The following is a 12,580-nucleotide window of genomic DNA, read 5'->3' as shown; positions in this document are numbered from 1 at the left end:
ACAACTCCGGCGCCTGTGGATGGAGGGGTGGCAAATTCGCGCGAATTTGCCACCCCCGTCAGTCGCCGCGGCGGACGGGGCCGAGGATCTCGCTCTCGGCCGGTTTGGTGCCGAGCTGGATCGGCTCCCACAGGTTGTTGCCGAGTGCGATGACGATGTCGTCCGGTAGCTGGGTGAGTTCGTTGACCTGCCGCTGCTTCGTCGCCGGGTCGAGATGCCAGATCCGGGCCGCGAGCTCGGCCTGGTTCAGCGGTAGCCGCTGCAGCAGCACGAGGTCCGCGCCGTTGGCGGTCGTGCCGTTGCCGACCTGCGGGTGCAGGTACGGCAGCACGTACAGCGTCGTCTGCCACGGCGACCGTGGCGGGAACAGTTCCTGCGGCACGGCACCGCCGTCGTGGATCACCAGCAGCGGTGCGTCCTCGGTGGCCGTCGGCAGTTCGAACGGAGCGAGCTTCTTGATCTGCATCGACGGGACGGGTCTGCCGTCCGGGGCGAGCCCGGCGGCGCGTTCGAGCATCTTCCACGCGGCGGGCCGTCCGGTGGCGATCTGCACCCAGGCGCCGGTGGCCAGCGAGCGCAGCGCGATCTGGCGGGCGAGGTAGAGACCGCCGACCATGACCATGCGGGTCGGCTGCGGCCGAAGCACCGAGGCGCTCAGCGGTTTACCGTGCGGGCTCGCGCCGACGAGCACCCCGCCACGGTCACCGGACGGGGCGATCGTGTCGAGGGCTTCGGGGTCGATGAGGAACTGCGGCGCGGCACCGTGCGGGTTGCCGGGCTTGTCGACTGCGCGGGTCCGGCTCATGCCGCACCTCCCAGTGGGATCGTCGAGGAGAAGCCGGATATCTGGAGTCCCCGCAGCGGGGTCAGCGTGATCCCGACCTTCTTGCTGACGCTCTGCAGCTGCGTCTCGGCAGCGCTGAGCTCGGAGGGCACCCGTGCGCTGACGCGGACGAGACCGCGCAGACCCACCTCGTCGGGTTCCCCGCTCGGCGAGATCTCCATCGCGATCGTCGTGGACAGTGCGCGGACGCCGGTGATCTCGTTGAGCGGCTTGCCCATCTGGCTCGGCCAGCCGGTGATGGCGAAGCTGGTGTGACCGACGCCACCCGCCGTGACCCCGCTCCATCGTTCCTGGAGGCCGACGGGGCGCGGGGTCCGCAGCGAGTCGTTGAGCTCCGCCGAGGTGATGCCCGCCTGCAGCAGCTCGTCGGGTGCGAGCGGGCGGGTGGAGACGCCGCTGCGTTCCATCGCGTTGCGAACACGGGACAGGGCACCGATGAGCGCGCGGTGGGCGCCGACGACGCCGCCGCCTCGTTCCTGGACGGCCTTGGCGCAGCGCTGCGGGTCGAGGCGCACCACGATCCATGTCGTGCGCCGCGCGGCCGCCGGTCGCGGCCCGAGCAGGTCGAGGTAGGCGTTGAGCGCGGGGGAGTTCGCGGGCAGCGCCGCGCTGCCCGGGTAGCAGTGCCACAACACCTGGATGGAGTCGAGCACCACGCCGCGATCTTCGAGACAGCCGCTCAGTGCACTCAGCGGTAGGTTCGTGTCGCTGCCGATCTCGTTGATCAGCGAGGGGGTGGGTTCGACCATGAGCACCGCCGACCAGGTGCCGTTGTTCCAGGCCATCCCGACGGGGTTGTGGTTGTGGTCGTCACGGCTCGCGACGACGAGCCCCGGGACGGCGAGCCGCAGGAGCGCGACGCGGTGGTTCTCACCACCGATGAGCTTGGTGTCGTCCTGCCGGTCGCCGGTCTCGTCGTCGTCGAACTGGGTGACCGGAGGTTCCGAGACCCGGATGTGGTCGCGCATCGCGTACTCGAGCACGAGCCCGCACCACTGGGTGAACCAGCGGCCCTTGCGGCGCAGCAGGGCGATCACCAGCGCCAAGCCGGCGACACCGGCGGCGACGGGCCACAACGCCGTGTTGACCAGGACGAGGATCAGCCCGATCGCGAGGCCGATCTCGATGACGATGATGTTGGCCACCGGCATGAATCCGAGGCTGGCGCCGATGGTGCGCCGCCGCGCGCGGATTCGCGCGGGGCGGGCCGCGCCGGGCTGCCCTGGTGCTTCTTGCTGCTGGGCCGGATGTTGCGTGTTCACGGCCATCCGTTCGGTCTCTCCCCCTCGGAGTTGGTGCGGCGGACGTCACCAGGCGGGTGGTTGTCTGGCGGAGCCGCGCGGAGAGAATACTGCCGAGTCGTCGGAACTGGACCCGTGCGGTGCCCCCGTGCGGCTATCCTGCCGAACGGTACCGCGACCGGGAGAGCTGTAGGCGAAGAATGGCATCAACACCCACAACGAAGTCACAGGTTCAGGCGTACAAGTTCGTGGTGCGTCGCATGGAGTCGGCGCTGGTGCGCAAGGACTCCGTGATGCTGCACGACCCCATGGGCTCCCACAAGCGAGCCACGATCGGCGGCGTGGTCCTCGCGTGCATCGGCTGCATCGGGTTCCTGGTCTGGGGTTTGTTCGGCGGCAAGGGGTCCGTGCCGGATCCGGGTTCCGTCGTGATCGCGAAGGAGAGCGGCAGTGTCTACGTCGTCACCGCCGACGACGCGGCCGACAAACGACTCATCCCGATGCTCAACATGGCCTCGGCGAAGCTGCTGGTGATGGCGCAGGGCGGCGGCGGTCAGGGCCAGGCGATCGAGCCGACGACGGTGAAGGAGGCCGCGCTGGCGGAGTTCCCGCGGGGCCCTCGGACCGGTATGCCGAACGCGCCCGAGTTCCTGCCGTCGGCGAACGATCAGGCTCCCGCCGCGTGGGCCGTCTGCGATCAGGCCGACGTCAACGAGGCTCTGGGGCAGCAGCGGGCCGAGGAGTCGGCGAAGATCTCCACGACGGTCATGGGCGGTGTCACGGATCACGGTCAGCGACTGCGCGACGACCAGTCGTTGTTCGTGCAGGACACGGCGTCCGGCCAGCAGTACCTCGTGTACAACGTGGACCCGAACCTCTCGGACCGTCCGAGCTCGACGCACACGGTGAAGGCTCGGATCAACCCCAACGAGGCCGCCGTGACGGAGATGTACGGCCTGAACCAGGCAGTGCCGCGTCAGGTGAGTACGCACATGCTCAACGCGATCCCGGAGGTCGCGCCGCTGGAGCTGCCGCAGGTGCCGAACCAGGGCGGGACGTCGCCGAACCTGCCGCGCGGGCAGGCGATCGGTGACGTCGTCAAGCAGACCGTCCCTGGCGACGCGGACCAGTTCTTCCTGCTGCTGGGCAACGGCAAACAGCCGATCTCGGCAGGCGCCGCCGCCGTGATGCACGCGAGCCGCACCAACAGCACGAACATCGACGCGATCCCGAACACCACGGGTCAGCTGCCGAACGTGAACGACGTGCCGGAGGGCATCGAGCAGCTCGGCAACTTCCCGGCGAAGGTGCCGGACCCGGTGCCGTTCCGCGACTTCAACAGCTCGTGCTTGAGCTGGGTGGACAACGGCGGCAATCACGAGATCCGGGCCACGTTGTACCGGGACGAGGTGAACACGCCGAAGGCTCCGGTGAAGCTGGCTCAGGCCGACGACGCCGGACCGAGCGTCGACCACTTCTTCATGCCGCCGGGTAAGGCGGCCGTGGTGCACGGCAATACGAACGAGGCGGGTTCGGGCATCGGTCCGACCTACTTCGTCTCGGACCAGGGTGTCGTGTACGGCGTGAAGGACGCCCCTACGGCGCAGGGACTCGGCGTGATCAACGCGCCGGGCGACATCAAGGACGCTCCGGGCTGGGTGATGCGGACGTTGCCGAAGGGCGACTACCTGGATCCGGCGCAGGCGAGCTTCGTCTACGACTCCATCGAGGTCCAGGAGGGCGTGAACCGGCCACCGGAGAACGAGAACGGCGCCGCCGCGGCAGGCGGCCCGGCCGGAGGCTGACTGCGGGAACCGTCGCCGGTCCCGGCCCGTCGGAGTGGAAGCGATTCCGCCCGCAGCACCCTGTGTGGGAACGCTGCGGGCGGTTCGCTTTTTGGCGAGCGGGTCCGATCGGGAGGTCACGGTGACGGGCATTCGGGTGGACACGGAGTCGTTGCGGCGTTACGCGGAGCACGTGCGTGGCGCCGGAGCCGGTGGACGCGTTCGGGGGTGTCGGTCGTTCGCTGGGAGCGTCTGATGCCTACGAGCGGGTGTCTCGGGCGTTGCTGGACGAGACCGGGCGGCTGGGCGAGCGCTGGTTCGGGGACGTCGGGCTCGCGAGCAACGACGTGGTCGACGCGATACGGGAGTGGGCCGACGCGCTGGATCGCGCCGCCGAGGCGCTCCGCATCGTGGGAGAGAAGTTCGCCGACCACGTGGCCGAGACGGCGGAGAACGTCTCGGCCGCCGTGGTTCCCGGCGTCGAGCAGGGTCGGGTACGCCGACTCCTGCTCGACGCGGAGGAACCGGCACGTGAGCTGGTCCGGTCGGCCGAGAACGTGGTGCGCGATTTCGTGCGCTTCTGCGACGAGTTCGACTCTGGTCGCGGTGTCTCGGAGCAGACGCCGTTGCGGAGTGCGTCGCAGCACGCGTACGGCTCGCCCGCACCACAGTCCGCTTCCGCTCGCCAGGAGGGGGCGAGCGGAAGCGAGGCGGTTTCGGCGTCCACAGGCAGTGGTGCACCGTCGGTGGGAGGTGCTGACGGTGTGTCCCCTGTGGACGCCGAGAGCTCGTGCAGTCAATTCGCGGAGTGTGGCCGTCCGAGCCCAGAGGAGGTTCCGGAGTCTCCGGTTCCCGCTGCCGCGGCGGGAACCGGTCATGCCGGTTCGGCGGCCGCTGCAGTCGGTGGCACGTGGGGCGGCGGCATGGTGGGGGCGATGCCGATGGCCGGGATGATGGGGCGGAACCAGGAAAGCCCGCGCCAGAACGCGTCGCGGTTGAAGGCGAGCCCCGAGGACCTGTTCGGCAAGCCGGACCACACCGCTCCTGCCATCTTCGGCGCGCCCCAGAAGAGGCCCCTGGAGTGAAGCGAACGGCACTCTCACCTCGTCTGGTGAGGCGAAAGTGCCGTTCGCTCGCTGGGACGGGTAGCTGGGTGTGCTGGAGGGGGTGCGTCCGCGGAATCCGGTGGTGAGACGAACGGCACTCTCACCTCGTCTGGTGAGGCGAAAGTGCCGTTCGCTCCGTCGAGTGGTGCTGTCAGCCTTGCCGGCTGCGGACTCGTTTGACGGCGTTGATGAGGAACGCGGTGAAGATCAGCGCCGCGATGCCGCCGCCGGTGGTGCCGAGCGCGACCATGATGGCCGGCCAGTTCTTCTGCGGGATGACGTCCGCGTCGAGCCGGGCAGGCCCGGTGTCGGCGGGAGCCTTGCCGTGCTCGGCGGGGATCACGTTGTGCAGCGCCGCCATCGGGTCGATCATGCCGTGACCGACGATGTCGTTGCGGCCGCCGGTGCCGCCCGGGCTCAACGCGGTCTTCTTGATCCGCTCCATGACCTGCTGGGCGGAGTACTGCTGTCCTTCCTCGATTCCCCGCTCCTGGATCAGGGCCGCGAGGCCGGAGACGTAGGGAGCGGCGAAGCTGGTGCCCTGAATGGGTCCAAGCTCGCCGCCCTGGCCGGTTGCGATCTGACTCGCGAGCCCGGTGCCGCCGGGGCCCGGGTCGAGCGACACGAGCCCTTCGCCGGGAGCCGCGACGTCGACCCACGGGCCCGGCACCGTGAACTCGGACGGAGCGCCTTGCTCGTTCACCGAGGCCACGGTGAGGACGTAGTCGTCGAACCATGCAGGCAGCACCGCTGTCGTGGGGTCGCCGGAGGGATTCTTCTGGCACGCGCCCTCGACGTTGCCCGCGGCCGCGACCACCACGACGCCGCGCTCGTAGGCGTTCTTGACGGCCGTGTGCAGGGCGCCGTTGAACGGATCGTTCGGGTTGGCGGCCTGCGCGATCGCCTGGCACGAGGACTGCGAAATGTTGATCACGTTCGCGCCGGAGTCGACCGCGTGCTGCACGGCTTGCGCCATCGTCTCGGTGTCGCCGACGGTCTGACCGTCCTGTTGCGTCTGCCACAGCTTCGACGACTGTCGCAGCGACATGAGCTGGGCGTCGGGTGCCACCCCGATGAAGCCGGAGCCGTCGTTCGGCTGTGCCGCCAGGATCCCGGCGACGATGGTGCCGTGGCCGTCGCAGTCGAAGTTCGCGCCGCCACCCGGAACGCTGCTGCCTCCGTCGTCGACGGGCGGCAGGAACGGGTGCGGGTTGATCCCGGTGTCGATGACGGCGATCTTGCGGCCCTCGCCGGTCAGCTCCTCGGAGTGCGCCTGCTCGTAGCCGAGGACCATCTGGCTCCACGGCCGTTCCTCGATGGCCCCGCCGCCCGGATTGGGTGCCATGCACGCGGTCTGCTGCTGATACTCCGGTCCGACGGGACTGAGGGGACCGCTGTCCGGCTGGAACGCGTCGTTCTGCGGCGGCGGTTGCCCGGATTCCGCCGGTTGCCCGGGTGCCGGGGGTTGGGCGGTGGCGGGCAGGACCGGACCCGTCAGGGCCAGCAGCCCGGCCGCCGCCGTCAACGCCAGGCAGCGACGCCCGCGCGAGTGTGTGCTGGAAGCCATCGAGCAGCCCCTCAGAACAGGTTGAGGTTGAGGTCGCGGATCGTCATGTAGAGGTCCATCACCCCGAGTGCGAGCGGCAGCACCAGCGCGATGAGCACCGCTTCCAGGATGTCGACGGTCCGGCGCTGCACCGGGGAGAACCGGCGGTGCGGGAACACCACCCCGAAGATCAGCGCGGCGATGCCCATCAGCAGCAGCGGCCCGAACACGAACATCAGCTTCTGTGCCGCGGTGGTGCCGAAACCGACGAGCTCGACCGGCATCAGCAGTCCGACCGTGACGCCGACGGCGGCGAGCAGGCCGCTGACCAGCAGCGCGACGGCTTGGCTGCTGTTGGCGTAGTTGCGCCCGCGCAGCAACAGCACGGCGGCGACGACGACGGCCAGCAGCGGTCCCCAGACGTTGGGCGCGGTCGCGGCGACGACGGCGCCGAGCGCGGCGGTCGCACCGCAGCCGATGATCATGCCGGTCATGTACTCGTGTGCGCGACCGGACTGCAGCTCGATCACCCGGTAGTCCGGGAAGCTCGAGTCCTCCTTGAGGTCCTCGGCACTGCCGGGCACGTGTGGCAGCGGAAGTTTCGCGAGCTGGATCGTCAGCCGCGGCAGCAGGGAGATCCCGGCCAGTCCCACGGCGGCGACACCGGCTGCCACCCCGGCGGCCGTGGCCTTCGCGCCAAGCAGGGTGGCCACGACCAGCGCGAGCGTCCCGAACAGCCCCACGGTCGCGGCACCGATGAACGCCACGATTCCCGCGCCGCTGACCATGATCGACACGGAGGCGAAGATGAGAACGAGCGCCGCGGCCAGCAGCAGCTTCGGCCGCAGGTCGGTACCCGGCACGATGTTGAGGCCGGCAACGAACGCCATCGGCAGACCGCCTGCGGCGGCGATCACGGTGCCGGTGGTCGCCGAACCGTAAGCGCGGGCAACGACTGCGCCGGTACCGACAGCGAAGATCGCCACGACGGCGGCTGTCACGGCGGCGACGATCTGCAGCAGCACCCCGCCGGCGCCTGCGATGCCGAGTGCCACGGCGGCGGCGATCAGCGCGAGGGCGCCCGCCGCGTGGCCGATCTTGGCGGCGGTCTCCTTCGTCCACGGGCGGTAGCTACCCGGCTCCGCTTCGGCCAGCGCGTCGACGACGTCGTCGTAGAGCGGCGGCGGCGGATTGTCCGAGCGGCGGCGCAGCTGGAGCATGTCGCCGTCGACGACCCGCAGCGCGGCGAGGGTCTCGCTCGCGTCGAGCGGTTCGTCCTCGCCCAGCTTGGCCAGGCACCAGCCGCCGTGCCGCGAACCGCCGTCGTTCGTCAGCTGGCCGGCCATCTCGAGCAGCATCGGCATCAGGTCCGCCACCGAGACGTCAGCGGGCAGCGCCACATCGATGCGTGTATTCGGCGCCACCACTGTCACGCGGCTGAACACCGTCGTACCGGTCGCCACTAGGGCCCCCTACTTCGTTTCCAGTCCCTGTACTTGTCGTTCCTCGTCGAGCGCTCTCGCGTCCTCGCGCGGGTACGCGGGGGCGGCGGCGCGGGGAACCGGGTTCCCGTGACCGGACCAACCTAGCGCGCACGTTTTCTTCCGAAACGCACCCGCCGGGACGGAGAGCGCCCCTAGTATGGCCGCACCGCCCGCGAGCGGGTGACGGTTTGGTCGAACTCGTGCCGATCGGTTGGTGAACCGAGGTGGCACGGACGGTCGGCCACCCCGCTCACGTCGGCGGTGCGGACAGTACAGAATGCTTGCTGCGGCCGGTCCGGTCGCGCACGTTCGAGACGGAAAGGTTGCTGCGTCCGGTGAGCACGCTGCAGTTCAAGCGCAAGCCACGCCTGGCCGCTCCACGGCCACCGGGCGGGGAGGTGCACCTCGAACCACCACCCGAGATCCCCAGGGCGGTCCCGGGCAACATCGTCCAGAAGTTCCTGCCGGTCGTGATGATCGTCGCGTCGCTGGGAATGATGGTCTTCATGCTTCAGCGGGCCTCCAACAACCCGATGATGCTGATGATGCCGATGATGATGTTGGTGTCGACGTTCGGCATGATGGCGGGCGGAGGCCAGGGCCAGGGCCAGAAGAAGGCCGAGATGAACGAGGACCGCAAGGACTACCTGCGGTATCTCGGTCAGATGCGCGAGCGTGCGCGCGAGGCCGCCGACGAGCAGCGACTGGCGCGGGACTGGGTGCATCCGGACCCGCAGACCCTGTGGTCGATCGCGCAGTCGCCGCGTCGGTTGTGGGAACGCAGGCCGGGCGACAACGACTTCTGCCAGGTGCGGGTCGGACGCGGTTCGCAGCGTCTGGAGACCCGTCTGGTGCCGCCGCAGACCGGCCCGGTCGATGAACTGGAGCCGATCACGACGTTGGCGCTGCGCCGGTTCGTGCGCGCCCACTCGCTGGTGTCGGACCTGCCGATCGCGATCTCGCTGAAGGGCTTCGCCTCCGTCGGGTTCCAGGGCGACCGGGAGCTCACGCGAGGCCTGGTCCGCGCGATCCTGGCGCAGCTGGCCACCTTCCACACTCCGGACGACCTGGTCATCGCGGTCGCCGCCGGTGCGCGCACCCGCGCGGAGTGGGACTGGGTGAAGTGGCTGCCGCACGCCCAGAGCCCGACTCGCACCGACGGACTCGGTTCGGTCCGTCTCATCGAACCGTCGCTGCGCGGGATCGAGGAGGTGCTCGACGAAGAGCTCGCCGGGCGCCAGCGGTTCCAGCGCAACGCCGCCCCGCCCGAGGGACAGCCGCACGTCGTCGTGGTCATCGACGACGCGGAGATCAGCCGCGAAGAGGAGATCTATCTCTCCGCGGGCCTCGCGGGCGTCACGGTGCTCGACCTCTCCGACGTCTTCGACCCGATCTCCGCCAAGCGCGGGATGCGGATCGTGGTCGAACCCGACCGCGTCGGTGCCCGCAGCAACACCGGCGTCGAGTGGTTCGGCGAGCCGGACACCCTCAGCGCCACCGAGGCGACCGCGCTCGCCCGTCGCCTCGCGCCCTACCGGGTCGCGGGCAGCGGCGGACAGGCCGAGGCCGACACCGGCGGCTACGAGCCGCTGACCACGCACCTGAACTACGTCGAGCAGCTCGGCCTGCAGGGCGACCCGATCACCTTCGACCTCGGTGAAGCATGGCGCCCGCGCCAGCGTGACAACCTCTACCGGGTCGCGATGGGCCCCGGTGAGCAGGGCGAGATCGTCCACCTCGACATCAAGGAGACCGCGTCGGGCGGGATGGGCCCGCACGGGCTGTGCATCGGTGCGACCGGTTCCGGTAAGTCCGAGTTCCTGCGCACGATCGTGCTCGGACTCATCGCGACGCACCCGTCCACGTCGCTGAACTTCGTGCTCGTCGACTTCAAGGGTGGCGCGACGTTCAACGGCTTCGAGTCGGCGCCGCACGTCTCGGCGAGCATCTCCAACCTCGGTGACGACACCACGCTCGTCGACCGCATGAAGGACGCACTCGAGGGCGAGATGAACCGCCGCCAGGAGATCCTGCAGAAGGCGGGCGCCAAGAACGTGTGGGACTACCGCAAACAGCGGGACGCCGGGGACGAGAAGGCCCAGGAACCGCTGCCCGCGCTGTTCGTCGTCATCGACGAGTTCTCCGAGCTGCTCTCGCAGAAGCCGGACTTCGCCGACCTGTTCACCATGATCGGCCGGCTCGGTCGTTCGTTGCAGGTGCACCTGCTGCTCGCGTCGCAGCGGCTCGAAGAGGGCAAGCTGCGCGGTCTCGACTCCCACCTGTCGTACCGGATCGGTCTGAAGACCTTCAACGCGGCGGAATCCCGCTCGGCGATCGGCATCCCCGATGCCGCCGACCTGCCTGCCAGCGGTGGTCACGGCTACCTCAAGCACCCCAACGGCATGGACCGGTTCCGCGCCGCGTACGTGTCCGGTCACCTGCACCAGACCTCCGGTCGCCGCCCGGCGGGCGCGGCGGCGGCGAAGGTCACCGGCGAGCGCAGGCCGAAGCTGTTCGTCGCCGACTACGTGGAACCGCCGCCGGAACCGGAGGTTCCCGAGGTGGAGGAAGCCCCGAAGGAGGAGAAGAAGGACGATCTCGCTCCGACGGACTTCCAGATCGTCATCGACAAGGTGACCAACCAGAGTCCGCCCGCGCACCAGGTGTGGTTGCCGCCACTGGACGCGCCGCCCACGTTGGACGGTCTGCTGCCGCCGCTGTCGGCGACCGACGACCGCGGCTACAGCTCGGTCGGCTTCTCCGGGAGCGGTCGCCTGCAGGTTCCGGTCGGCATCATCGACGTGCCGTACCACCAGCGTCAGGACCACATGATGCTGGATCTGGGCGGCGCGTCAGGGCACGGCGCCGTGGTCGGCGGCCCGCAGACGGGCAAGTCGAACCTGATGCGAACGCTGATCGCCTCGCTCGCGCTGACCCACACGCCGCAGGAGGTGCAGTGCTACTGCGTCGACCTCGGCGGTGGTTCGATGGCCGCGTTGAAGAACCTGCCGCACGTCGGCAGCTACGGCGGTCGTCGCGACGTCGACACGGTGCGCCGCACGATCGCCGAGCTGAAGTCGCTGATGGCCGAGCGGGAAGCACGCTTCCAGGAGACGGCCATCGAGGGCATGACCGACTTCCGCAACCGCAAGCGCAAGGGCGAGATCACCAACGATCCGTACGGGGACGTGTTCCTGTTCATCGACGGGTGGGCCTCGTTCCGCAACGACTTCGAGACGCTCGAACAGGACGTGCTCAACCTCGCCGCGCAGGGTCTGACCTTCGGCATCCACGTGATCGTCTCGGCGAACCGGTGGGCCGAGATCCGTCCGGCGCTCAAGGACCTCATCGGCACCCGCCTCGAGCTGTGCCTCGGTGACTCCAGCGAGTCCGAGATCAACCGCAAGGTCGCCGTCAACGTCCCGAACGGGCGTCCCGGCCGCGGAGTGCACCCGTCGGAGTTGCACTTCCTCACCGCACTGCCCCGAGTGGACAGCGAGCAGCTCGCCGGTCGCATCGAGGCGGAGGCCGCCAGGGCCGAGGAGGAGCGCGAGGCTCCGCGGCCCGGGTGGCAGCTCTACAACGACGACCTCGCCGACGGTGCCGCCGACCTGGTCAACCGGGTCCGAAGCTCGTGGATGGGCCGTCCGGCCCCGCAGGTGCGGCTGCTGCCGGACCTGCTGCCGTACGAGCAGATGCCGTCCGTCGACCAGCAGCCCTCGCCGAAGCTGGTGCCGATCGGTGTCAACGAGGACGGCCTCAACCCGGTGTACCTCGACTTCAAGGCGGAGCCGCACTTCTACGCGCTGGCCGAGCGCGAATCGGGCAAGACCGCGCTGCTGCGCACGATCCTGCAGGGCATCACCACGCGGTACACGCCGAAGGAAGCGCTCGTCCTGCTCGTCGACTATCGGCGCACGCTGATCGGGTTCCTCAACCCGGAACACGAGCTCGAGTACTCGGTCAGCGCGGACATGCTCAAGAACAACGTCAAGGACGTGTGCGCGGCGCTCAAGAAGCGCCTGCCAGGTCCGGACGTGACGCAGCAGCAGCTCAAGGACCGTTCCTGGTGGACCGGCCCGGAGTTGTTCGTCGTCGTCGACGACTACGAGCTGGTGGCGCCGTCGGGCAACAACCCGCTGCAGCCGTTGGCGGACTTCGTGCCGCAGGCTCAGGACGTGGGGCTGCACGTCATCCTCGCCCGCAACTCGGGCGGCGCCAGTCGCGGTCTCTACGACCCGGTGCTGGCGAAGATGCGCGAGGTGTCCTCGCCGGGTCTGGCCATGAGCGCGAACAAGGACGAGGGGCAGCTGGTCGCGAACATCAAGTCGCGTGAGCTGCCTCCCGGACGAGGCACGCTGGTCAGTCGCAGCATGCGGGGCGGGCCGCAGATGATCCAGACCGCGTTCCTCCGTCCCGAGTGACCGGTCCGACGCGAGTGCCGCTGGCCGAACGCGGTTGAACGAGAACGGGAACCTCTCCGCCCTCGGGTGGAGAGGTTCCCGCTTTTCCTGCACCGGACGTTTCGGCGACCGGCTCGTTTCGTCAAGAGGCTCTCGCCGTGATCACTCGATC

Annotated in this window: 7 protein-coding genes; 3 read left to right on the top strand and 4 right to left on the bottom strand. The window is 69.4% G+C overall.

The features are described from left to right. Nucleotides 1–58: 58 nt before the first annotated feature. Nucleotides 59–805, bottom strand: a complete 747-nt coding sequence (locus tag GIY23_RS20055; protein WP_154078074.1) for a hypothetical protein — start codon at nt 803–805, stop codon at nt 59–61. Then, a complete protein-coding gene (gene eccE, locus GIY23_RS20050) occupies nt 802–2,112 on the bottom strand; it encodes a type VII secretion protein EccE (protein WP_154078073.1) in 1,311 nt (436 codons plus the stop codon). The genes GIY23_RS20055 and eccE overlap by 4 nt, the downstream gene beginning before the upstream one ends. A gap of 173 nt (nt 2,113–2,285) precedes the next feature. Here eccE and eccB point away from each other — a divergent pair, with 173 nt between their 5' ends. Both eccB and GIY23_RS20040 read left to right on the top strand, forming a co-directional pair. Continuing rightward, the gene (gene eccB / locus GIY23_RS20045; protein ID WP_154078072.1) at nt 2,286–3,890 is read left to right on the top strand and encodes a type VII secretion protein EccB; all 1,605 of its coding nucleotides are present in this window, start codon (nt 2,286–2,288) and stop codon (nt 3,888–3,890) included. Between the two features lie 176 nt (nt 3,891–4,066). Continuing rightward, complete coding sequence (locus tag GIY23_RS20040) at nt 4,067–4,954, top strand: hypothetical protein (protein WP_154078071.1); 888 nt, start codon at nt 4,067–4,069, stop codon at nt 4,952–4,954. Nucleotides 4,955–5,126: 172 nt separating this feature from the next. Here the strand turns inward: GIY23_RS20040 and mycP are convergent, their stop codons facing one another. Beyond that, nucleotides 5,127–6,542 (bottom strand): type VII secretion-associated serine protease mycosin, encoded by a 1,416-nt coding sequence (gene mycP, locus GIY23_RS20035; RefSeq protein WP_154078070.1) that lies wholly within the window; start codon nt 6,540–6,542, stop codon nt 5,127–5,129. Between the two features lie 11 nt (nt 6,543–6,553). After that, the gene (eccD, locus tag GIY23_RS20030; RefSeq protein WP_154078069.1) at nt 6,554–7,984 is read right to left on the bottom strand and encodes a type VII secretion integral membrane protein EccD; all 1,431 of its coding nucleotides are present in this window, start codon (nt 7,982–7,984) and stop codon (nt 6,554–6,556) included. 356 nt (nt 7,985–8,340) lie between these two features. Here eccD and eccCa point away from each other — a divergent pair, with 356 nt between their 5' ends. After that, nucleotides 8,341–12,429, top strand: a complete 4,089-nt coding sequence (gene eccCa, locus GIY23_RS20025; protein WP_154078068.1) for a type VII secretion protein EccCa — start codon at nt 8,341–8,343, stop codon at nt 12,427–12,429. Nucleotides 12,430–12,580: the final 151 nt, after the last annotated feature.

Source organism: Allosaccharopolyspora coralli (assembly GCF_009664835.1).
Taxonomy (GTDB): domain Bacteria; phylum Actinomycetota; class Actinomycetes; order Mycobacteriales; family Pseudonocardiaceae; genus Allosaccharopolyspora; species Allosaccharopolyspora coralli.
Note: the sequence above shows the minus strand (reverse complement) of the source record. Positions and strands in the feature narration are given on the sequence as shown.

Bases quoted from the DNA above. Each gene is read 5' to 3' on its own strand.
- GIY23_RS20055 (WP_154078074.1), bottom strand. From the start codon at position 805: ATGAGCCGGACCCGCGCAGTCGACAAGCCCGGCAACCCGCACGGTGCC.
- eccE (WP_154078073.1), bottom strand. From the start codon at position 2,112: ATGGCCGTGAACACGCAACATCCGGCCCAGCAGCAAGAAGCACCAGGG.
- eccB (WP_154078072.1), top strand. From the start codon at position 2,286: ATGGCATCAACACCCACAACGAAGTCACAGGTTCAGGCGTACAAGTTC.
- mycP (WP_154078070.1), bottom strand. From the start codon at position 6,542: ATGGCTTCCAGCACACACTCGCGCGGGCGTCGCTGCCTGGCGTTGACG.